Origin of the sequence: Priestia sp. SIMBA_032 (assembly GCF_046535215.1) — a bacterium.
GTDB lineage: Bacteria > Bacillota > Bacilli > Bacillales > Bacillaceae_H > Priestia > Priestia aryabhattai.
Genome location: NZ_JAWRXD010000029.1, coordinates 16,183 through 38,194, shown reverse-complemented (window position 1 = coordinate 38,194; position 22,012 = coordinate 16,183). Strand labels below are relative to the sequence as shown.

At 35.1% G+C, this 22,012-nt stretch carries 22 protein-coding genes; 9 read left to right on the top strand and 13 right to left on the bottom strand.

What is annotated here, in order from left to right:
• Positions 1-98 precede the first annotated feature (98 nt).
• The 7 genes from SB717_RS30655 to SB717_RS30625 all read right to left on the bottom strand — a co-directional run bounded on the left by SB717_RS30655 (position 99) and on the right by SB717_RS30625 (position 7,468).
• Entirely contained in the window at positions 99-521 is a 423-nt protein-coding gene (locus SB717_RS30655; protein ID WP_279621139.1) for a DUF1641 domain-containing protein, read from the bottom strand.
• A 208-nt stretch (positions 522-729) separates the two neighbouring features.
• Positions 730-912, bottom strand: coding sequence for a YolD-like family protein (locus tag SB717_RS30650; protein WP_279621106.1), 183 nt, complete (start codon positions 910-912; stop codon positions 730-732).
• Positions 913-1,242: 330 nt separating this feature from the next.
• A complete protein-coding gene (fba, locus tag SB717_RS30645; protein WP_410906386.1) occupies positions 1,243-2,082 on the bottom strand; it encodes a class II fructose-1,6-bisphosphate aldolase in 840 nt (279 codons plus the stop codon).
• A 58-nt stretch (positions 2,083-2,140) separates the two neighbouring features.
• Positions 2,141-4,051, bottom strand: coding sequence for a 3D-(3,5/4)-trihydroxycyclohexane-1,2-dione acylhydrolase (decyclizing) (gene iolD / locus SB717_RS30640; protein ID WP_410906374.1), 1,911 nt, complete (start codon positions 4,049-4,051; stop codon positions 2,141-2,143).
• A 15-nt stretch (positions 4,052-4,066) separates the two neighbouring features.
• The gene (iolC, locus tag SB717_RS30635; RefSeq protein ID WP_279621108.1) at positions 4,067-5,065 is read right to left on the bottom strand and encodes a 5-dehydro-2-deoxygluconokinase; all 999 of its coding nucleotides are present in this window, start codon (positions 5,063-5,065) and stop codon (positions 4,067-4,069) included.
• A 22-nt stretch (positions 5,066-5,087) separates the two neighbouring features.
• The gene (iolB, locus tag SB717_RS30630) at positions 5,088-5,906 is read right to left on the bottom strand and encodes a 5-deoxy-glucuronate isomerase (protein ID WP_279621109.1); all 819 of its coding nucleotides are present in this window, start codon (positions 5,904-5,906) and stop codon (positions 5,088-5,090) included.
• Between the two features lie 98 nt (positions 5,907-6,004).
• Positions 6,005-7,468, bottom strand: coding sequence for a CoA-acylating methylmalonate-semialdehyde dehydrogenase (locus SB717_RS30625; RefSeq protein WP_410906384.1), 1,464 nt, complete (start codon positions 7,466-7,468; stop codon positions 6,005-6,007).
• Between the two features lie 321 nt (positions 7,469-7,789).
• Here SB717_RS30625 and SB717_RS30620 point away from each other — a divergent pair, with 321 nt between their 5' ends.
• From SB717_RS30620 to fsa, 8 genes are all read left to right on the top strand, one after another.
• Positions 7,790-8,554, top strand: a complete 765-nt coding sequence (locus SB717_RS30620; protein ID WP_410906372.1) for a DeoR/GlpR family DNA-binding transcription regulator — start codon at positions 7,790-7,792, stop codon at positions 8,552-8,554.
• Positions 8,555-8,761: 207 nt separating this feature from the next.
• On the top strand, positions 8,762-9,757 hold the full coding sequence (locus SB717_RS30615; RefSeq protein WP_410906370.1) for a LacI family DNA-binding transcriptional regulator: 996 nt from the start codon (positions 8,762-8,764) through the stop codon (positions 9,755-9,757).
• A 474-nt stretch (positions 9,758-10,231) separates the two neighbouring features.
• The gene (locus SB717_RS30610) at positions 10,232-11,251 is read left to right on the top strand and encodes a Gfo/Idh/MocA family oxidoreductase (RefSeq protein WP_410906368.1); all 1,020 of its coding nucleotides are present in this window, start codon (positions 10,232-10,234) and stop codon (positions 11,249-11,251) included.
• Between the two features lie 146 nt (positions 11,252-11,397).
• Positions 11,398-12,240: a sugar phosphate isomerase/epimerase family protein gene (locus SB717_RS30605; RefSeq protein ID WP_410906366.1), complete on the top strand. Its 843-nt coding sequence runs from the start codon at positions 11,398-11,400 to the stop codon at positions 12,238-12,240.
• Between the two features lie 68 nt (positions 12,241-12,308).
• Entirely contained in the window at positions 12,309-12,590 is a 282-nt protein-coding gene (locus SB717_RS30600) for a hypothetical protein (protein WP_410906364.1), read from the top strand.
• Positions 12,584-12,751, top strand: coding sequence for a hypothetical protein (locus SB717_RS30595; RefSeq protein WP_410906362.1), 168 nt, complete (start codon positions 12,584-12,586; stop codon positions 12,749-12,751). Before SB717_RS30600 ends, SB717_RS30595 begins: the two co-directional genes overlap by 7 nt.
• A 431-nt stretch (positions 12,752-13,182) precedes the next feature.
• Positions 13,183-14,601 (top strand): sugar porter family MFS transporter, encoded by a 1,419-nt coding sequence (locus SB717_RS30590; RefSeq protein ID WP_410906382.1) that lies wholly within the window; start codon positions 13,183-13,185, stop codon positions 14,599-14,601.
• Positions 14,602-15,437: 836 nt separating this feature from the next.
• A complete protein-coding gene (gene fsa / locus SB717_RS30585) occupies positions 15,438-16,106 on the top strand; it encodes a fructose-6-phosphate aldolase (RefSeq protein ID WP_057274208.1) in 669 nt (222 codons plus the stop codon).
• Positions 16,107-16,786: 680 nt separating this feature from the next.
• Here fsa and SB717_RS30580 read toward each other — a convergent pair.
• The 4 genes from SB717_RS30580 to SB717_RS30565 form a co-directional block, all read right to left on the bottom strand.
• Positions 16,787-17,056, bottom strand: a complete 270-nt coding sequence (locus SB717_RS30580; RefSeq protein WP_074684127.1) for a hypothetical protein — start codon at positions 17,054-17,056, stop codon at positions 16,787-16,789.
• Positions 17,057-17,143: 87 nt separating this feature from the next.
• Complete coding sequence (locus SB717_RS30575; RefSeq protein ID WP_374149556.1) at positions 17,144-17,416, bottom strand: hypothetical protein; 273 nt, start codon at positions 17,414-17,416, stop codon at positions 17,144-17,146.
• A 29-nt stretch (positions 17,417-17,445) separates the two neighbouring features.
• Positions 17,446-17,619: a hypothetical protein gene (locus SB717_RS30570; RefSeq protein WP_312036305.1), complete on the bottom strand. Its 174-nt coding sequence runs from the start codon at positions 17,617-17,619 to the stop codon at positions 17,446-17,448.
• Between the two features lie 225 nt (positions 17,620-17,844).
• Positions 17,845-18,354, bottom strand: coding sequence for a hypothetical protein (locus tag SB717_RS30565; RefSeq protein ID WP_074684123.1), 510 nt, complete (start codon positions 18,352-18,354; stop codon positions 17,845-17,847).
• A gap of 351 nt (positions 18,355-18,705) precedes the next feature.
• Here SB717_RS30565 and SB717_RS30560 point away from each other — a divergent pair, with 351 nt between their 5' ends.
• Positions 18,706-20,301, top strand: a complete 1,596-nt coding sequence (locus SB717_RS30560) for a GMC family oxidoreductase (RefSeq protein WP_410906359.1) — start codon at positions 18,706-18,708, stop codon at positions 20,299-20,301.
• A gap of 260 nt (positions 20,302-20,561) precedes the next feature.
• Here SB717_RS30560 and SB717_RS30555 read toward each other — a convergent pair whose 3' ends face one another.
• Positions 20,562-21,146 (bottom strand): NAD(P)H-dependent oxidoreductase, encoded by a 585-nt coding sequence (locus SB717_RS30555; RefSeq protein WP_410906380.1) that lies wholly within the window; start codon positions 21,144-21,146, stop codon positions 20,562-20,564.
• Positions 21,147-21,251: 105 nt separating this feature from the next.
• Positions 21,252-21,896 carry a glycosyltransferase gene (locus SB717_RS30550; RefSeq protein ID WP_410906357.1) on the bottom strand — a complete coding sequence of 215 codons (645 nt, stop codon included), beginning with the start codon at positions 21,894-21,896 and terminating at the stop codon, positions 21,252-21,254.
• Positions 21,897-22,012: the final 116 nt, after the last annotated feature.

Sequence of the window (22,012 nt, the reverse complement as noted above, 5' to 3'; positions counted from 1 at the left end):
GCTGTCATTGCAGTTAATAAACCACCGTAACCGCCGCCTAAAATTAAAATATGTTTTGACATAGTCGATCCTCCGTCTATACTTTTTGATGAAATTTATTATTGTTTTTGATTTTTAATATCTAAATATGCCTGAACAAAACGAAATAGTTTTTGAGTCTGTGGATCTTTAAACATACGTAATAAATCAAATAGGCCAATCGAGCTAGAAGCATTTGCTTCTGCACGATCGTTTGCCTCGATAGCAGTAGCTGCAAGACCTTTTACTGTTCCTTCTACCGGCTCGATAAATTCTTTTACTCCACCAAGTAGATCTTCCTTTAATACGTCGTCAGTTAATAATGATTGTGCAACATCATAAGTGTTTGTAAGTAACGTTACTATTTCGGATAATTTCGGTAAATTATCTACAATAATAGTAAGTCTTTGTTGTACTTCAGGATTTAATAATTGATTTAGTGCGTGCATTTGCTCTTCACTTAATACTGTAGATTTAATACTCTCATCTGTAGAAGAAGGGATAACAACTGATTGTGACATAGTAAGACTCCTTTTCTATAATCTCTTTTTTGTATGAGTACTTGAAGTACTCTGGCTTTTTCTTTAAACAAAATACGTATGGCTATATTAGTTACCATAAATTCTTCACCTGTAAGTATCGAATTTTAGTTTGGAATAAATCGTGATGTAATTAAGGCGAGGGCTATTAAGGTTCTTATTAATAAAAATCTTAATAAATTTCTTTAATACTAGATAAATGAATGGAGAAAATTTCCTCGTATTCATCTGCCAACGAAAGAGTTTGTTCAATCCAATTTAGATTGTAAATCTGCCCTCTAAAAGTTTGAAGTAATCCATTTTCGTAGTAACTAATGGTGAGTGGTTGATTTTTTTTAAGTGCTTTTAAAATCATTTCTTTATTTCCTTTCTTATTAATATCTAAAATTGGATTTTAAAACTTTATCGCTACTTCTAATTAAAAAACTTCAAATGAAATCGATTTCATTTATACGCACTAAAAATAAGTCATTTTTTCATTATTTGTTTAGTAGTATATAAAAACTTGTGTCGGTCTTTTTAAATCTGTAATGAAAATACAAGAATAAAAATTACCCAATTTTACTATGGTAACATCAATGATTTGAGAAGTGTTTATAAATCACATCAACAAACACCTAATATTATTAGAGAATTTAAAGGCAAAGGAGATGCCTCTGGGAAGGGGATAGACATCTCCTTTTTTTTAAGCTTTATGACTTGATTTAAATTCCCTAATCTTTGCTTTCACTGTTTGCTTAACAGCTTCTTTACCTGGTGTGAGAATAGCACGTGCGTCGAATACCTCTTTGTCCTTATTCAATACTTCTCGAACAGCTTTAGTCCACGCTTGCAAACATTCCGTATTTACATTAATTTTTGAATGACCAAGTTCAATAGCCTTTTGGATTTGATAGTCAGGGATGCCTGATCCACCGTGTAAAACAAGTGGTATATTCGTCAATTCTGAAATTTTCTTCATTTCAGCGAATCCTAGCTTCGGTTCCCCTTGATATGGACCGTGAACAGATCCAAGAGCTGCTGCCAATGCATCAATCCCTGTTTCATTAACAATGCGCACACATTCGTCCGGATCTGCATATTGAATCCCACCGATAAGGCCGTCTTCATTACCACCAACGGTTCCAACTTCAGCTTCAACAGAAACACCATGAAGTTTTGCATACTCCGTTACCTGCTTGGTCATTTCAATATTTTCATTAATTGGATGATGTGAGCCATCAATCATGACAGAAGTATATCCTGCATCAATTGCTTCTTTACATCGTTCCACGCTACTTCCATGGTCTAGATGTAGAGCAACTGGTACAGTAATGTTCTTGTCTTCTACAATCCTATTAACCATTATTGCAATCGTTTTAAATCCGCCTAGGTAATCTACAAGTCTGTCAGAAGAGGCTACAATAATAGGAGATTGTTCCTCTTGAGCTGCTTCTAGAATAGCTTCGGCCCATTGAAAACTATTAATATTAATCTGCGCAACCGCATACTTTTCTTCTTTTCCTTTCAAAAGCATCTCTTTCATGGAAACTAAACCCTTTAGTACCAACGTCACTTTTATCTCACCTCTCTTATTTAGCTAATTAGTATTGTTTTGCCTTCTCTAATTTTTGTTGTCTAAATTCGTGTGCTTTTTGAATGCTTTCTTTATTTGATACTTCCGCCACGCCTACGTTCCACCAGCTGTCATAGCCATCTGTCATCGTTTTTGGAAGTACTTTAATATCAATTAAAGTAGAAACTTCTTGTTTCTTTGCATCTTCTAAAGCTTCTTTTAATTGCTCAACTGTATTAACACGATATGTTTTTGCTCCATACCCTTCTGCTGTTTTCGCATAGTCAATATTTAAGATTTGGTTATCATGGGTTCTGAATTCGCAGAAATAGCTACCACCACCATGATCCATTTGTAAATTGTTGATACATCCAAAGCCAGAGTTATCAAATAGTACAATATTAATTTTTTGGTTGTATTGAATAGCTGTTATCAACTCTGAGTGCAGCATTAAGAAACTTCCATCTCCTACAAGTGCATACACTTCTTTTGTTGGCTGAGCTAATTTGACTCCTAATGCACCTGATACCTCGTATCCCATACATGAATAACCGTATTCAACATTGTAGGTATTTGGTGCGGACGTATTCCAAATTCGCTGTACGTCTCCAGGAAGAGATCCTGCTGCAGTAATGATTGTACTGTCTGGTGCAATTGTATCGTTAACAGCAAGTAAAGCTGTCGTTTGGGCCAATTCAGTACTTAATGTATCAGCGTACTCATTTAAAACATCTTGTGAGAAATGGCTTTTAATTTCCGGGTCAAAATTTTCACGTGTAAAGGTTACTTTACTTAAACGATCACGTTCAGCTATCCATTCATTCTTCAATTCAGTAATAGTTTGGCCAAACTTACTTTCATAGCCGTCTAAAAGAGGTGCCAATTGTTCTAATGTTAATTTTGCATCTGCAACAACTTGGAAGGCATCCATTTTGTATGCCTGTAAACGACTAACGTTAATGTTTAAGAATTTTGTTTGCTCAAAATTAAAAGCAGTTTTGGATGAAGTGGCAAAATCCGTATATCTAGTCCCAATTCCAATAATCAAATCTGCTTGACGTGCTGCTTTATTCGCTGCTAGTGTACCAGTAACGCCCATTCCACCTAGGTTATTCTTAAAATCAGACTCTACTGTAGCCTTACCAGCTTGTGTTTCGACTAATGGGATATTATGTTTCTCTGCCAGGGCAATTAAGATATCATGAGCACCTGAATACTTTGCTCCTCCACCAACAAGAATAACTGGTTTTTTACTTGACTTGATTAATTCAGCTGCACCATTCAGCTCACGTTCTACCGGTGCCTTGCGATCTAAATAATGCACACGCTTTTCAAAGAATTTTTCATCATAGTCAAATGCTTCGCCTTGAACATCTTGTGCAATACAAACTGTGGCAGGACCAGCTTTTCCTGGGTCTGTCATTACTTCAAAGGCACGAATTAAACTAGACATTAACTGTTCAGGGCGTGTTACACGATCCCAGTATCTTGAAACGGGTTTTAAGGCATCATTTGTTGTAACTGCTAAGCTATATTCCTGTTCAAATTGCTGTAAAACTGGATCAGGCTGTCTTGTCGCAAACGTATCACCTGGAATAAACAACACAGGGATATTGTTGGCTAAAGCTGTACCTGCTGCGGCAGCTAAATTTGCTGATCCTGGTCCTACAGAAGTTGTTACAGCATAAATTTTCCGGCGTAACATTTGTTTACTGTAAGCAATAGCTGCATGTGCCATCCCTTGTTCATTCTTTCCTTGAACGACCTTTAAATGCCCTGATTCTTGTTCCAGTGCCTGACCTAAACCTAATACATTTCCATGCCCAAATATATTGAAAATACCTTCAACAAATGGAAACTCTTCACCGTCAATATGGATATATTGTTGATTTAAAAATTTAACTAGGGCTTGTGCGGTTGTTAATCTAATTTTCCCCATCGATATTGTCACCTCTTACTTATTTGTAACTGTTTCTTTTGAATATTCAGCAATTAATTTCTCGATTTCTTCTACTGTCGGCATTGCTTCAGAAGAACTGTGTTTACTTACAACAATGGCTGCAGAAGCACTTCCATATTTTAGTGCTGTCTCAATACCTTTTCCTTTAATAAGTGCATATAAGAACGCAGAAGCGTAAGAGTCACCTGCACCAAATGTTTTTAGTACCTTCGTTAAATATGCTTGACCTCTAAATACTTCTCCTGATTTTGTATAAGCATATGATCCCTCAACGCCATGCTTAATGACAATTAACTCTGGAGAATGGTTGAATAGATGATTTACAGTATCATCATTACTACCATCTTTACTGTTTTCCATCACATCAAACTCATCGCGTGTGCCTACCACAATATTTGCTTGCTCGGCAACTAATGTATAGTAAGCTGATGTTTCATCAGATGAAGCCCATGTATATGGACGGTGATCTAATTCAAATATAATTTTCACATCATTTTTCTTCGCTAAATGAACAGCTTTTAATAAGGCTTCCCGTGAAGGACTCTTCGCTAAGGCTGTACCGGATACAAGAAGAATTTTCGCCTTTTTAATATATTCTTCACTAACTTCAGATGATGTTAAGAAAAGATCTGCTACTTCATCACGATACATTAAGATACTGCATTCTTCCGGACTTTTAATTTCTGTAAAAGCTAATCCTGATTTATGGCCTTCCTGATCCACTACCATATGAGAAGTATCTACTCCAACTCCTCTCATATATTGTTCAATAAAACGTCCATGCTGATCATCTGATAATTTGCCAATAAATCCTGCTTTTAGACCTAATTTAGATGTTCCAATGGCAATGTTAGCTGGTGAACCTCCAACATATTTTTTAAATGTCATGGTTTCTTCCATAGGACGGTTATATTCAACTGCGTTTAAATCGATGCACGCACGACCAATCGCAATAATATCAAATTCTTTTTCTGAGTTAAATTTAATTTTCATATTGCTCATGTCTCCTTGTTATTTATTTTCGTTCTAGAATCCATTCATGAGCTGGTTCGTTGTGGAATTTCCAAGTTCTTGTTGGCCCTGCCATAATATTTAAATAGTAAGATTCGTATCCATCTGGCACTGCTACAGGATGATACCCTACAGGAACTAATACAACATCCCCATTTTCCACTGCCATTGTTTCATCAAGTGAACGATCATCTGTATACACACGCTGAAAAACAAAACCTTGTTTCGGGTTCATTTCATGGTAGTACGTTTCTTCTAAAAATGATTCATGAGGTAAGTTATCTTGGTCATGTTTATGAGGAGGATAGCTAGACCAATTACCACTCTCTGTGAATACTTCCACCACTAATAAACTATTTGCAGAGGGATCAGAATCCGGTAAGATATTATGTACCAAACGTTTATTATTGTACTTTCCTCTATTTTCAACACTATTATCCTCTGCTTTTATGAGTCTTGTAGGCAATTGTTTCGTAGATGGAGAATAGCAAAGAATAACACGTGCTTCTGTAACGGCTTCAACCGTAAATGCACGATTATTTGAAATATAAACACTATCTGTTGGTTTCTTCTCGAAAACGCTTTCTCTAGTGCCGATACTTTCAAATGTTTTCTCATGATCTGTTACATTAATTTTTCCCGTCAAAGCAACGATACAACATTCTACTTTTTCTAATTCTTGTTTATAGATAGCTCCGGGGTCTAAATCTACAATTTTCATTCCTACATATTCTAATGATGAATTCTCACTTGTTACTTCATGAACTACTTTGACTCCTAGGGATGTTTCGACTGGATTGGGTTTTCGGAGTAATTTACTCATTTACTTTTCAACTCCTATATCGTTTATTTATTTATTTATTTATGAATGGCTATTACCCTAGCATAAGATACCTAGGATAATAGCCCATTTACTATTTCTTATTCAAATGATGGTGTTTTATAATTTGCTGTCACTACTTTTTTACGTGTGTAGAATTCAACACCATCTTTACCGTTTGCAGGTAATGTTCCATAGAATGAAGATTTCCAACCAGAAAATGGGAAGAACGCCATTGGTGCTGGAACCCCTAAGTTAACGCCTAGCATACCTGCATCAATTTTTTCACGGAAGTAACGAATAGATGAAGCATTTGATGTATAAATGCATGCACCATTTGCAAATTCTGATTTATTTGCGGTTACAACTGCTTCTTTTAAGTTTTTAACACGTACGATAGATAACACTGGAGCGAAAATTTCATCTTTCCAAATGTTCATGTCTGTTGTAACACCATCAAAGATAGTTGGGCCTACAAAATAGCCGTCTTCTGGCGTATTATTACGGCCATCACAAACTAAATTTGCTCCTTCTTCAATTCCTTTTTGGATATAGCCTAATGTACGTTGTTGGTTTTGCTCTCTAATAACGGGACCTAGGAACACGCCTTCGTCTAATCCATTACCAATTTTTACGCCTTTTGCTTTTTCCACTAACTTTTCAAGGAATGCATCTGCGATACCTTCTTCTACTGTTACAACAGAGCAAGCCATGCAACGTTCACCTGCAGATCCAAATGCAGACGCAACTACATTTGTTACAGCAAGTTCTAAATCTGCATCATTTAAAACGATAGAATGGTTTTTTGCACCTGTTAAGGCTTGTACACGTTTTAAGTTTTCACTTCCACGTTTATAAACATATTCACCAACTGGTTGAGATCCAACAAATGAAATGGCTTTCACTTCTGGATGATCTAGAAGTCCGTTTACCACATCATGCGCACCATGTACGATGTTAAATACACCTTTCGGAAGGCCAGCTTCCTCAAGTAGTTCTGCTAATTTTTGAGCTAATAATGGTGTTCTTTCAGATGGTTTAAGTACAAATGTGTTACCTACTGAAATTGCCATTGGGAACATCCAACAAGGTACCATCATCGGGAAGTTAAACGGTGTGATTCCGCCGACTACGCCGATTGGGTAACGGTAGTTTGTGATCTCTACATCTGTTGCAATCGTTGGAATTGAGTCACCCATCATGAGAGTAGGAGAACCTGCAGCAAATTCCACATTTTCGATTCCACGTCCCACTTCACCCAATGCTTCAGGAATGTTCTTTCCATTTTCAATGGTAATAATTCGAGCTAGTTCTTCTTTATTACTTTGTAATAACTGTTGGAAGTTAAATAAAATTCTTGCACGCTTTTGAACAGGAACATCTTTCCATTTTTCGAATGTCTTTGCTGCAACTTCTACTGCATAATCAATTTCTTCTTTTGTAGAGATTGGGACTTGAGCAATTACTTCTTTTGTAGCTGGGTTATACACATCTTCGTATTGAGTAGTTTTGCTTTCTACCCACTCACCGTTTATGTAGTTTTTTAACTTATCTACTTTTACCATTACCTTAGACATTTATTTTTCCTCCTTAATTGTAATTGAACAAATAGACATTTCGGTATTTTCAAGACACTAGGTTAAACCATACTCACAGAAGAAAACCTAAAATATATCAAGTTATTGTCATATTTTTATAATGTTTTGGTTATATTTTGGTTAAGTTAGGTTAAATATTAATACTATAAATCGCTTCAGTCAACCTTTAATTTTTCATTTTTTATAATTTTGGTGAAGTTTTGATAACTTGTTGGTAAAATATAATCTATAAACCATTAATGTTTTTATTGATTGTAGAAGCTATTTTAATGCAAAGGGTGATAAAAAATGATTAAGGATAAACGTATAAATAAAATTGAAGAATATATTATTGAACATTCATCGGTTTCTTTAGAAGAGTTAATGGAGGTATTTCAAGTTTCTAAAAATACAGTTCGACGTGATATACAGGAACTCGTTGACAGAGGGGACTTTCAAAAAGTATATGGTGGTATAACTGTTAAGCAGGATAAACGTACAAGATTAGAGTCTTTTCAAACCAGACAAGTCCGTAATCAAGAAGAAAAGAAGAGGATAGGGAGAGCAGCTTCAAATTATATACAAGATGGGGATATTATCTTCATTGACTCAGGAACAACAACAATTGAAATAATCAAATTTCTCAGTAACAAGCAGATCACGGTTGTTACCAATAATATTGATTTTATCGTAAGCGCACTTCCATATGAAAACTTAAATATAATCACTATGGGGGGAATTCTTGAAAGAAAAACAAATTCATTCGGAACCATGAAATATATGGATATTTTAAATTCGTACAACATTAACAAGGCATTTATGGCGTCAACAGGGGTATCCGTCTCCAATGGTGTAACAAATGCTTCACCATTGGAGAGTGAATTAAAAACGTCTATTGTTAAAAGATGCGGAGAAGTATTTTTGTTAGTCGATGATACTAAATTCGACAAATACGGATTAATGACTTATTGTGAATTAAATGAAATTGATTATCTAGTTACTAACAAAAAGCCTAGCGAGGTTTATTATGATTATGCAAAAGATAATCATATTGAGTTGATTATAGCTGAATAAGTGAAGAGGCTCTTTCTTGTTATTAGTGAGAAAGAGCCTCTTTACTTATTCATAATTTGGCACGGTTACTTAAAACCAGTTCGTTTAGGAGTTTTAACACTTATTTTCGAATGAAAGTAATCTTTCCACCGGAATTGAACCATTCTATCTAGAATTAAAATAGGTTAGAATAAATGTATAAGATGTTATGAGGAAAGAGGAGGAAAAATGAAACCAACAATATATGACGTAGCAAATGAGGCAGGTGTATCAATTTCAACTGTTTCAAAGGTACTGAATAATACAGGTAGTATTGCAGAAAAGACTAGAAAAAGAGTTAGGGAAACAATGCGTGAACTAAATTATCAACCTAGCGTGGTGGCTTCAGTCAAAAAGCGTATTCAAACTATCGGGCTTCTAATACCCAATATCGCAAATCCTTTTATGGCAGAAATCGCAAGAGGGATTGAGAATCATGTAAAAAAATATGGCTTTAGTCTAATGATTTGTAGTACAGATAATGATTTAAAAAATGAAATAGAATATATTTCTATACTAAAACAAAAATATGTAGATGGTGTGATAATTGCTACAGGGTTAAAAGAAAATAAAGCAATAAAAGAATTACTTAAAGCAGAAATCCCCGTTACCTTACTTTCAAGGGATGTATCATCACTAGCTGTGGATGCAGTTTTAGTGGATGATTTTCTAGGAGGCTATCAAGCTACAGAGCATCTAATAGGTCTAGGTCATGAGAAGATTGCAATCATTACTGAAGATATTAATTTTCCTACTATACAAGCAAGGGTTGAGGGATATAAGAAAGCGCTTGAAGAAGCAGGGTTGGAATACGACGAAGGTCTAGTATTTTCAAATAACGCCTCGGTTGATGAAGGAAACCGATCCACACGTGAACTTTTAACTTCAGTTTCTCCCCCTACAGCTATCTTCGCCTCAACTGAATTTCTTGCAATTGGAGCAATACAAGGTGCACGTGAACTTGCAGTGAAGGTTCCAGAGGAGTTATCAATTATTGGGTTCGATAACACTGTTTTGTCTACAATTTGTGATCCTCCTTTAACTACTATAGCTCAGCCTATTCAAGAAATGAGTGAAAAAGTTGTAGAGCTGCTAGTAGCAGAGATTGAAAACCCAAAAGAGACTAAACAGCGTGTAGTTTTATCTCCGAAATTAGTAATTAGAAAATCCACCTCGCATATTTGAACAAAAGATATAATTAAACCTTAAAGACAAGGTAAAAATGCCTTATTGGCATTTTTACCTTGTCTTTTTTTATTTCTTAATTAACCATACGGTATGCAGCCTATAAGCTTGAGTTATTTGAAAGTTAATAAAGGTATTTTTAGAAAAAAGAATGATATTTATTATTTATTTAAATTTTTAAAACATTATTGACAATAAAAAAAATTAAAGATAAACTCTTCATTAAGGAAAGAGCTTTCCTTTAATTTTATAAAAAAAATAGAAAATCACTTTATTTATATGTTTACATTAAGTGATATACGTATTTTTCGCTTATTATTTTTTTTCATGAAGGAAAGTATTTTCCTTTTTAGTTAACTTATGATGAATAAAAAGATTGATTACACAAGTGTATGAAAGCGCTACAAAAAAGATGGTGTAAAAAGCTCTTAATAAGAATGAGCGAATTAATATTAGTTTTAAGGAGGAAGAAAGATGAAAGAAATTAGAATTGGACTTGTTGGGGCAGGACGTATGGGAAGTTTTCATGGGAAATCTATTGCTCACAAAATTCATGGAGCTAAGCTTACTGCAATTACTGATCCATTTCCAGGAGCAGCAGAGAGATTGGCTTCAGAACTTGGAGCTTCTAAAGCATATACAGATCCAAAAGAAATGTTTAAGGATCCAAATGTTGATGCGGTAATCATTGCAGCCCCTGCACGTTCACATGCAGAACTTGTTGTAGCTGCCGCTAATGAAGGGAAAGCAGTTTTTTGTGAAAAGCCAATGGCAGTAACTTTAGAGGAAGCTGATAAAGCTATTGCAGCAGCTCAAGAAGCAAATGTTCCATTACAAGTTGGTTTTAATCGCCGTTTTGCTTCAGGTTTTAGAGCTGCTCACGATGATATTGTCGAAGGAAGAATTGGAACTCCACAATTATTAAGATCACTAACTCGTGATCCGGGGTTAGGCGATCCAACTCCGATTCCAGAATGGACAATCTTCCTAGAAACTTTAATTCATGACTTTGATGCATTACTTTATTTAAACCCAGGTGCCGAACCAATTGAAGTATACGCTGTAGCAGACGCACTTGTACGACCAGATTTTAAAGATAAAGGCCTTCTTGACACTGCAGTTGTAAATATCCGTTTTGACAATGGAGCAATTGCAACAGCTGAAGCAAATTTCCAAGCAGTTTATGGATATGATGTGCGCGGTGAAGTATTTGGTTCAGCTGGAATGGTAACAGCTGGAGGCATTCAGCAAACAAATATGATTCGCTACACTGCAGAAGGAATAAGTAGAGATACCTACCGAAAAGATACTGAATTATTACATGATGCTTACGTCACAGAACTCACTTCTTTTGTAGAATGTGTGCGTACTGGAAGTACACCATATGCGACAGGTGTAGATGCTCGTAGAGCTCTTTCAATTGCACTGGCTTGCATTGAATCAGTTAAAACAAATGCACCAGTAAAAATTAAGCAAAATGTACAACTAGTCTAACCAGGATAACTGGATTTAAAGATAGTTATATTAGCTATACCTAAAAAGAAAGCGATATCATTCTATGTTTATTCTTTTCTTTTAGGTATAGCTTTTTGAAACACAGCATTTTTAGATAAATTAAATACGTAAAAGAGGGAGAAAAAATGAAGTTTTCAATTTGTAGCTGGACTTTTGGAGATATACCTTTAGAAAAAACAATGGAGTTTGTAGCCAAAACGGGATATGACGGAATTGAAATCAGGGCTGCAGTAGATGATTATAACTGGAACGATATTAGAAAGCATGCAAAAAATCTAGATTTAGAGATAAGTGGTTTAACAGGAGATACTGGCTGGCCAAATGAAGAACAAGATTTAGCAAATGCGAGCGCAGATAATAGAAGGAAAGCAGTCGCTTACTTCGAACGTCAGATTGAAGCAGTTAAGGCGGTAGGAGGCGACTATTTAGTTGTTTGTCCTTCTGCTGTTGGTAAAACGGCTCCAATGGGTGCTCCAGGGGAAGATTGGAAGTGGGCGATTGATTCTGTTCGGAAATTGACAAAAAAAGCAGAAGAATTGGATATTATACTTGTAATTGAGCCTTTAAACAGATATGAGAGTTGTATTGTTAATACAGGAGCCCAGGGTGTAGATTTTGTTGAAGAAATCAATCATCCAAAAGTAAAAATGTTGCTCGATTCATACCATATGAATATCGAAGATCCAGATCTTGAGTCGCCTTTTTTGAATGCAGGTAATAAATTGCATATACTTCATGTAGCTGATAGTAACCGTAGAGCAATTGGACGTGGCCATATTGACTTTACTCCATTTATTTCTGGAATTAAGAAGGTAGATTTTGATGGATATGTTGTAGTTGAAGCAACGGCTCCAGGTCCAAACCCTTTCCAGCCAAATAAAGGAGCTAATATGGATATGATTTATACCTTTACGAAAGAAAATTTAACTTTCTTACAAAACAACTTTAAATTTACGAAACAGCTTTAAATGATAATATCTCTTTTTTATAAAAAACGTTTTTAAAGGAAAGATAATGCGGAAGAGGGATTTTTATTATGAAAATAAAGTTTGGGACAGCTCCTTGTTCCTGGGGGCTATGGTTTGCTGAAAACGAAAAGCAAACGGATTGGAAACGTTGCCTTGATGAAATACATGAGGCCAAGTATGAAGGTATTGAGCTTGGACCTTGGGGGTACCTTCCTAATAAATATCAACAATTAAAAAAAGAACTTAAGAAGAGAAATTTAAATCTAACTGCTACAACCCTGATGGATGACCTTACTTCTGATAGCACAACAGAAAAGATGATCGCGACACTTGATGAAATGGCATGGTAGATATGAAATCATTTTTCAAAGCTCTACAGGATGTTAACTTTAATGGTTGGGCTATTGTTGAACAGGCTATGTACCCTGCTGCATTTGAGAAACCACTCCCTATTGCTAAGAGAACGAGAGAGTATTTACAAAAAATCAGTCAAGAAACGGTAACAAATTAACATTTATTATTATGTCCTTATATCTGAACAGAGTATAAGGACATAATTTTATAGTTATACAGCATAGGAGAATTTATATAATATATCTACTCCCTGTGTACTACGCTATCCTCAATCAACAGCTCTTGGTTTTCTTGATCTATTGGTTAGGATTTATACCCTCTACAAATGAAGTTAAATCTTTTTCTAAAACAAAAAAGTAAGCGCTTTAAAACAGAGGAAAGATACTTATATAAAAACTATCATTATACATAGAGGTTATCATCTATAGAATTAAAAACACCATAATTATCTGAAAATTAAATCAAATTACGATATCAAAAGGTTCTGGTAAAGAACCAAACTTATTTGATAGCTAGACCCATAAGTCTCATATGGTTACCTGTTCATTTAGTCATAGATAATTTTATAAGGGGATGAATAAATTGGAGATGAATAAGGGGAAAAAGAAAATAACAGACATTGAAGTATCAGACCAAGCTTCTGAAAAATTAGGATCGAAATGGTTTTCTTATATGATTTATTTCTTTGGTGGCTTAGGTGGATTGTTATTTGGATATGATACAGGAGTTATCTCAGGTGCCTTGCTCTTTATTAAGCAGGATTTAGGTTTAGATCCTACATTGGAGGGTTTTGTAGTTAGTAGTGTAATGTTTGGTGCTATAGTAGGGTCTGTAGTGACTAGTCCTTTATCCGACAAATTTGGACGTAAAAAACTAATAGTTATACTTGGTCTGATTTTCACTGCTAGTAGTATTGGAACAGCTTGGCCTCCTAATGTTTATGTGATGATTGTCTTTAGAATTTTACTTGGTATTGCAGTTGGAGGCGCATCTGGATTGGTACCTATGTATTTAGCAGAGTTAGCGCCTGCCGCAAAGCGAGGAATAATAACGGCGTATAATGGAATCATGAATGCAACAGGCATGCTTTCAGCTTATGTAGTCAATTACCTTCTAGCGCCATCTGGAGATTGGCATGTTATGTTAGGGATTGCAGTAATCCCTTCTGGTTTATTATTACTTGGTATGCTGTTTATGCCAGAAAGCCCAAAATGGTTAACACAGAACCGTAAATCAAATAAAGCAAGAAAAGTCTTGTTGATGACATATGACAGTATTGAGGAAGTCGACAAGGAAATGTTTGTAATGGAATCCTTAGCAAAAAAGAATGAAAAAGGAAACTTTTCACTTTTATTTGCTAAGTGGGCGCGTCCAATTGTATTGACAGGAATATTGGTTGCTGTCTTTCAACAATTAACAGGAGCTAATACCATCTTTTATTATGCACCATCTGTTTTGTCCGCTGCTGGGTTAGGGGATTCAGCTGCAATCGCCGGTACAATTGGTGTTGGGATTGTAAACTTAGTTATGACAATTGTTGGATCTTATCTTGTAGATCGATGGGGACGAAAAAAATTGTTGCTGTTAGGTAGTATAGGGATGGCATCAGCTTTAGTAATACTAGGATTGGCTGAACTGATACCTGGTATCCCCCCTATGTTAATGTTAGTAGCTATGTGTTTCTTCATGGTTTCGTATTCTACTACATGGGGAATGGTTGCTTGGGTTGTATTAGCAGAGATTTTCCCACTAAAAATCCGAGGAATGGCAATGGCTGCTTGTACGTTCTGTTTATGGAGCTCTAGTGCAGTTATTGCTTTAGGGTTCCCGATAGCTGCTAACGCATTTGGACCGGCTGCTATTTTCCTATTCTTTGCAGGACTTTGCATACTTAGTTACTTCTTTGTTAGAAATAAACTACCTGAAACAAAAGGGAAGACGTTAGAAGAAATCGAATTAGACTTCCGTTTTGAGAAAAATTTTGAAAAACAGCAAATGGTGAAATAAAACGATAAAATTGTTAGAAAGTCTCAGTAACCCCTGCATTAATCAATCATAATAAAAATAGGTTGTATAAAAGGTTGAATAACCACATATTAGTACTGTCTTTGACCCTTACTTCCATAAGGGTTCTTTTCTATGATGGATTCCGCGAAGAGTGATTATGGTAACTCCCTTTGAATAGCTAGTTTTTTAAAGAATCAATGATAGCAAGAAAACAAAAGTTTCTAAAACGCTGAAATTTGCATTGAATGATTGATTTTATACGCAAAAACAAATTTAATTTCCTCAGAGAGCGTTTCTCTGCATAGTAAATACACATATTTGACGTTTTTCTACCCGAAAATAGTGAATTTTTTATTTAGTGAACAAATTATGCTCCTAAGAGGGCTTCATCAAGCTTGTTGCTTGCTTTATTAATATCACGTAGAAATTAGGATGAAGAGATAGGGAATAGTTTGATACAATGTAATCTTATTTTTTATCCATGTTAATTGCCTCTAGTTTTTCCGAACATATAGAAAAAGATTTAGGTAATACAATAAAATATCTTTACGTTTCTTTCCTTATCATTATTCCATTGTTTATGTTGGTCATCTCTATCATTCAGAACTATGTTAAGAAAAAGACTCACTAGGAATTGTTTCGTTTCTTCTTTTTTATAATAAGGAAAAGAATCCATCTAAAGAGGGTGTTTTACTTTATAACTGTGGTAATTTCAGGTAGAATGAAAGAGGCTCATCAGCGATCTTGAAGCTTGGGAAAGTATAGATTTCATACATATAACTCTATTGTAAAGAAAAAATACATTTTGATTTTCAAACTATTGGAGGAAAGAAATCATGAAATTTTTTATTGATACTGCAAACCTTGAAGACATTAAGAAAGCATATAAAGTGGGAGTTTTATCTGGCGTTACAACCAATCCATCTCTAGTAGCAAAAGAAGGCGTAAGATTTGAAGATCGCATTGAAGAAATCCTTCAAATGGTGCCAGAAGTTGAATCTGTTTCAGCAGAGGTAACACCTGATGCAATTACAGCTGAAGATATGATTGCTCAAGCTGAAGAATTAATTAAAATTAATGATGGCGATAAAAATATTACGATTAAACTTCCTATGACGTTAGCTGGATTAGAAGCTACTCGTTACCTTTCTAAAAAAGGTGTAAAAACAAATGTAACACTTATTTTTACAGTGAATCAAGCTCTCTTAGCTGCTCGTGCTGGTGCAACCTACGTTTCTCCTTTTTTAGGACGATTAGATGATATTTCTGAGGATGGAGTACACTTAGTATCCAGAATTGCAGAACTATTCCGTGTTCAAAATATCGATTCTCAAATCATTGCTGCATCTGTAAGACATCCAGATCATGTAACTCGTGTAGCAATGGCAGGTGCTCATATCGCAACAATTCCTTACTCCGTTATCGAGCAATTAGTAAAACATCCTTTAACTGAACAAGGAATTGAAAAATTTGCAACTGATTGGGAAAAAGCTGTTAAAAACTAAAACAAATTGAATTTTAACATTAAGTTTAAAAGCTAATTGAGTTTAATGTTGTGGATATATTTTATTTTTTTCATATGGATGCCTACGGGCATCCTTTTTTATTCTTCTTTTCATGCCTTTGCCTAGATTGGAACAATAATGTGATTTTTTTGATATATCTGATTAGGAGTTTCTTTAGGATAACTATAGTGAAAATAGTAATAGGCGACATAAATTAATTAATAAATGTTTTTTATGAAAAATATAATTAACATAGCATCTAATTAAATGAATAATAGATAAATGTATATTATAAACTAAAGTATTCAATAAACTACTTTGTTTAAAATTGTTTTAAATATTACTTCTATTGTAGAAAAAGTCCACATTTGTCGTCATCTAGAGTAAATAATAAAACTTTTATTTTTATAATACAGTTTATATATTTACAGTTATAAATAAAATGCGCTTATATTGTATTTTAAAGTAGATTTATCGTATCACAAACATACTAACATTAAATAATTATATACTTTCTGTTTAGTGAGAATGAATACACCAATTTCTCGGAAGGGAAGTAGAAGATAAAATGGTATATAATAAAAAGTAAAACTCCATATTTGTCGTCAATAAGAGTAAAGGTGTAAACTTTTATTATAATATTAATAACTCACCTTTTACACCTCTATATAAGTAAAGATTTAAAAATGCACATGGAAGTCAAGTAAGTTGTAAGTAGTGTTACGTTTATCGTTAACGATATTAATTAATGAATTTAAACGTTTATTATCTTCCACTTCTGTTCCTAGCAAGTAATCACAAAATGCTATACTGTGTAATGTGGTAATGAGCATAAGCTCTAAATCTTCTTCATCGACAATATCATGAATGATTTTATAAAACTGATCTCGTCTACTGGTTAATGTTTTTTCCTCGATGACAACTGATTTATCAAATTTATGAATGCTCACGTTCTGTTCAGCTCACTTTCTTATAAGTCCCTCATTTTAGTAGTATGCTCAGACTGATAAAAAAAGAGACACGTGTCATCACGTATCTTATTCGTCCTCTATTTTATTTAGGGATTCGTAACTCTTCTGAATGGATTTTGTCAATATAGAACTTCGTAAATCACCTCGTACGTTCAACACTACCTCTTCATCGATTATCACTGTTCGTTTATCAACATTTTTCTCTACGATGTCGTTTGCTTCTTCGGGAGAATATAAGCCAGCTCTTTGAAGATTCGTCGTATATCCACGTTGATTCTCTTTCCAATATGTAACCATTCCCGAATATATCGAGCGTTCTAAATCCATTAAATAAACCATGATGTCCCCCCTATAAAAAAACGTAACGATTAATTTTCGTTACGTACATGTTTTTTATGAGCATCTTCAATAACTTGATCAAAAAATTCTTTTTTCGTAATCCCTAATGCCTGTACTACTTCTTCTAATTTATCTCTAGTCTCCACGCTTACATCAGCAAGGATTCTGACTTTAGGTTCTGCCATCGTACGAACAGCTCCCATTTATATTACCTCCTTCTATTTTAACATGGACGTACGTACTTTATATAAGCTATTTAAAAAGAGAGCCGAAGCTCCCTTATGTTGGTTATTATTTTTTAAAAGATACTTGTTTTATAATGAATGCCGCTATGAGGATTGGCACAAATAATATAGATAAGACCATATACGCTTCTTTACTCATGTTAAGCCCTCCTATAAAACAGAGGGGAAAATCCCCTCACCTTATTATTTTACTGGTACATCTGTGAACGTTGCGTTAACTGTATCCATGTTTGTACTTTCAAAGTCAATTATATTTAAATTTCCTGAGATTTTTTCAGGTGTTCCTGCATCAGCAAGTTTATCTGTCACTGCTGTTGCGTAACCTTTTGAATTTGGTGCAATCTCATCACTCATTGAAATATCGTTAGAGTTTACGCTGAATCCGTTAATCGAAATACTCTCTGCTTGAATCGTTAATGCTTTATCAGATTTATTCTCTACAAGGAATCGAACACCTTCTGCTGTTACTTCCTTAAAGCTGATTGTTATTTGGTCATTTGAGAAAACTTGTACTGGAGCTTTCTCTTCTTTCTTTGGTTCTGCTTTTGCTGTATCTTTTGTTGTAGTTGTTGAAGCTGTATCTGTCGACTCTTCACTTGTGATAGACGTTTCATCGTCTCCACCGCCAAACATCATACCTCCGATAACTAATCCTGCAATAAAGACAATTGCATACTTTAAGAATTTTTTCATGATGTAGTTCCCCCTAATTTTTTTGCTTATCTCGATGTTCTCTATTTTGAATTCGAGAATTTAGCTTGTTGTATATTTTCACACGATTAATAATGTATCACATCTATGTCACGTACGAACCTGTTTTTTTCCAAATGATAAAATCAAAGCTCGTAATGTAACAATTGATTCCTAAAATGATTTTTTTGGTAAAAAATCCCGATATGCGTCAGGTTTATATTTACGTTTATTGATACACTACTTCGATATAGCCAGTAGGTGGATACGATATACATAGATATAATGGTCTTTCCCCTTACTATTCATCATAAGATAATGTGATTTGAAATCCGTAAGATAAGGGGAGATTCAATGAATCAGCTACAAAAAAATAGTGAGAATTTAAATTTTGACTATATTGTGGTAGGAACCGGTCCGTCCGGTGCTGTTATTGCAAAAACTCTTACTGATGATAAAAAAACTTCCGTTCTCGTATTAGAAGCAGGAGAAAATAACGATGAGGATAAGCCAATTAGGGATTCTACATTTGCTCCGGAGCTCGAAGAACATTTTTTTTCACAATACTTTTGGCAAGGAGAGGGAATACCTCAAGAAGGTCTTGATGAACGTTCTTTTGAATGGACCACAGGTCGGCTCTTAGGTGGCGGCTCTTCGATTAATGGTGAGCAATACGTTAGACCTACATCAACAGTTTTCAGGAAATGGGAAAGGCTTTTAGGGTCGCTTTGGTCACCTCAACAGGCTATTGAAAATTTCAAAATACTAGAAAAATATAATGGAAAGACACATAGTCCCGATGTCCATGGATTTAATGGGCGAATAGACATAAGACAGGCACCTAAGAATCCAACTAATATGGCCAAAAAGCTGGTTTCAGCAATGGAACAGGCAACAGGATTTCCAAGGATTTTGGACTATAATGATCCTAGGACACCTATTGGTCCCTTTACCCGTTGGCAATTATTTCAGCAACCGAACGGTCGGAGAGAAAGCTCATCAACTGCCTTCCTTTCATCAGATATTATGAACACTAGTGGTCATGGTGTAAATGGACGGAAACTACGAGTTTTCTTTAAATCAACAGTTCTCCGTGTACTTTTTAACCAAAAACGTGCTGTTGGTGTTGAGTTCCTCAGAGAGGGTGAATATGTCCGCGCTTATGCCCAAAAGAAAATAATTATTTCAGCAGGTATTAATAGTCCTCAACTTTTGATGCTTTCTGGAATTGGGCCCACTGAACTTCTTGAAAAGGCAAATATTCCAGTCATTTTTGATAATCCAAATGTAGGGAGGAACCTGAGAAACCATACGCTCAACACTGCAGTTTTTAGTACCAACCCAAGCGATAACGGGTTACCCCTTAATGACACTAATGCACTTTACGTGGGGGGAGCTTTCTTACCAAATCCAGTCCCTGGAACTTCTAGAAACCGTCGAGGGGTACAACTTGTAGGAATTAGCTCAAATAATCTATTAACTATTGCTATCCTTTTTCTACAGCCAAAAAGTCGCGGGACCATTAAAATTCAGAGCAATGATCCATTAAAAATTGTGCTTGCCGACGAGGGATTTCTAGAAAACACTTCCGACCTGGAAGTAGTCAAAACCATCTATAAGACATACATTAAGAATATAGCAGCTGAGCTTAAGGCCATTGATCCAGCATATCAACTCATTTCTCCGACACCAGATATAATCGATGATGAAGCTAGTCTTGAGGAGTTCATTAAGCAAAATTTTGAGCATAACCATCATCAACAAGGGGCTCTTCGAATGGCACCTCTTGATAAGGGCGGGGTTGTTGATAATAAAGGACAAGTTTATGGAGTGAGAGATTTAATAGTTGCTGATGATTCTATTATTCCATTTACCGTGGATGGAAACACTTCGGCACCGGCGTACCTCATTGGTTTTACAATTGCACAGCGATTACTCAAACAAGAATAGTAAACACTTGTCCTATTCCCAATGTATGTAAGGACATATCATAACAAGGGAAGTATATCCTAGTTCCTAGATGCTAAAAGGGGTTTTCTAAGTAACTAATCTTAAGAATGTATCTTTAGCTAATTAAAGGTGTATATACTATCTATCTTAAATAATAAAAAACGCCCTACTTTTGAACCGAACCCCAAAAACTAACCAATAAAAAATCAAATGAAAGTCAAAAAAAAGACTGCCTGATTTGGCAGTCCTTTTTCTTTTCCTTATGAAAAGTGACGATTAATGGTATCTTCTACCTTTCTTAACATACCTTTATAAGCATCTTCGTCAAGGTCTCCAATGCTTCCAAATAGTAAATGTTCTACTGTTTCGATTCCAGTAAAATGAAATATTCCAACATCAGATGTTACTTTCAATCCTGCTGTCATGCCAATCTCATCGTAGACCTCAGTAGGGGTACCATGGGTATTGATGATTAAACCTTTTTTACCTTTCAAGAGTTTAACAATCTCTTCTGCACCAGGCATATAAGCGAAACCATAGGCAAATACTCGATCTACATATCCTTTAAGAATAGCTGGAAGTCCCGTCCACCAAATAGGATAAATAAATGTTATCGCATCTGCTTCAGAAATAAATTCTTGTTCTGTTTTGATGTCATTAGGTGTCTTTCCTGCCTTCATAGCTTCCGTATCTTCCGGTTTTAAAACAGGTTGGAAATTAAGTTCATATAAATCTCGCACGATAACTTCGTGTCCGTTTTTCTTTAACGTATTAACGGTTGTATCTAAAATTGAATGATTTAAACTCTCTGGATTAGGATGAGCGTAAACAATAAGATGTTTCATCATAGATAACCTCCGTGTATTTAATTTTTATTTGATTACTAAAGATAATTTAATATTGAAGAAATTTTCAAATAATCTCTAGTAGAATACTGGAGATTATTAAGATTATTGAGTAAATTTCTCTGGAAACTGCTTCACAACTCCCGCAGCGATTGTATCTGCCATTAAGATGATATGTGAGACACCTTCATCAATCGCACCAATTCTTGCCTCCCAATCCCTTGCTAAGCTCGCAGATAAATCATTTGTCACCAATTTTAGATGCATATACAGCAATTTTTTCAAATCCTCATTTTTTAAATACGGATTAGCATGGCTAAGGAACGCTGCTATATCATCAGCATTTCGATACCATTCTTTGTTTAGCTGATTCACCAAGGCTTTCTTTCCGGCTTTAGCTGCATCTACAATCTTGCCGGCAAGGATAATATGTTCCTTAAGTAAATCCGTAAGTTTGTTCCCAGCTTTCTCTCCGTATACTGGCTTCACAGCATTCCCGATATCCTCTTGATTTTTAAGCAATCTTGCCAAGACCTGTTTTGGGTCTTCTGATCCTGCTGTTGTGGCACTTGTAATATAATTACTTGTCCACAATACATGATCAATCCAAAGTCTTCTGAATTCATTTTCAAACGTTACCTCAGATTGGCTAATACGGTATTCTTGAGCTTCAGCGACAGTACGAATTGGTCCAGCCCACATGTTCAGTGGAAATAACAAAATAAACCCTACCATTAAGATTCTCTTCATAAAACTGCTCCTTCCAAATTAGACGATTATCAACTTTATTATTTGTATAAGAGATTTCTTACATTCCTCAAAATGTTACTTTCTACTATCAATTCTTTATGGAGCACCGTTATATG

Coding starts and splice junctions, on each gene's coding strand:
- SB717_RS30560 (WP_410906359.1), top strand. CDS start 18,706: ATGAATCAGCTACAAAAAAATAGTGAGAATTTAAATTTTGACTATATT.
- SB717_RS30555 (WP_410906380.1), bottom strand. CDS start 21,146: ATGAAACATCTTATTGTTTACGCTCATCCTAATCCAGAGAGTTTAAAT.
- SB717_RS30600 (WP_410906364.1), top strand. CDS start 12,309: ATGAAAATAAAGTTTGGGACAGCTCCTTGTTCCTGGGGGCTATGGTTT.
- SB717_RS30610 (WP_410906368.1), top strand. CDS start 10,232: ATGAAAGAAATTAGAATTGGACTTGTTGGGGCAGGACGTATGGGAAGT.
- fba (WP_410906386.1), bottom strand. CDS start 2,082: ATGAAAGAGATGCTTTTGAAAGGAAAAGAAGAAAAGTATGCGGTTGCG.
- SB717_RS30650 (WP_279621106.1), bottom strand. CDS start 912: ATGATTTTAAAAGCACTTAAAAAAAATCAACCACTCACCATTAGTTAC.
- SB717_RS30550 (WP_410906357.1), bottom strand. CDS start 21,896: ATGAAGAGAATCTTAATGGTAGGGTTTATTTTGTTATTTCCACTGAAC.
- SB717_RS30605 (WP_410906366.1), top strand. CDS start 11,398: ATGAAGTTTTCAATTTGTAGCTGGACTTTTGGAGATATACCTTTAGAA.
- fsa (WP_057274208.1), top strand. CDS start 15,438: ATGAAATTTTTTATTGATACTGCAAACCTTGAAGACATTAAGAAAGCA.
- SB717_RS30590 (WP_410906382.1), top strand. CDS start 13,183: ATGAATAAGGGGAAAAAGAAAATAACAGACATTGAAGTATCAGACCAA.
- SB717_RS30620 (WP_410906372.1), top strand. CDS start 7,790: ATGATTAAGGATAAACGTATAAATAAAATTGAAGAATATATTATTGAA.
- SB717_RS30625 (WP_410906384.1), bottom strand. CDS start 7,468: ATGGTAAAAGTAGATAAGTTAAAAAACTACATAAACGGTGAGTGGGTA.
- SB717_RS30615 (WP_410906370.1), top strand. CDS start 8,762: ATGAAACCAACAATATATGACGTAGCAAATGAGGCAGGTGTATCAATT.
- SB717_RS30575 (WP_374149556.1), bottom strand. CDS start 17,416: ATGGTTTATTTAATGGATTTAGAACGCTCGATATATTCGGGAATGGTT.
- iolB (WP_279621109.1), bottom strand. CDS start 5,906: ATGAGTAAATTACTCCGAAAACCCAATCCAGTCGAAACATCCCTAGGA.
- iolD (WP_410906374.1), bottom strand. CDS start 4,051: ATGGGGAAAATTAGATTAACAACCGCACAAGCCCTAGTTAAATTTTTA.
- SB717_RS30570 (WP_312036305.1), bottom strand. CDS start 17,619: ATGGGAGCTGTTCGTACGATGGCAGAACCTAAAGTCAGAATCCTTGCT.
- SB717_RS30595 (WP_410906362.1), top strand. CDS start 12,584: ATGGTAGATATGAAATCATTTTTCAAAGCTCTACAGGATGTTAACTTT.
- iolC (WP_279621108.1), bottom strand. CDS start 5,065: ATGAAAATTAAATTTAACTCAGAAAAAGAATTTGATATTATTGCGATT.
- SB717_RS30565 (WP_074684123.1), bottom strand. CDS start 18,354: ATGAAAAAATTCTTAAAGTATGCAATTGTCTTTATTGCAGGATTAGTT.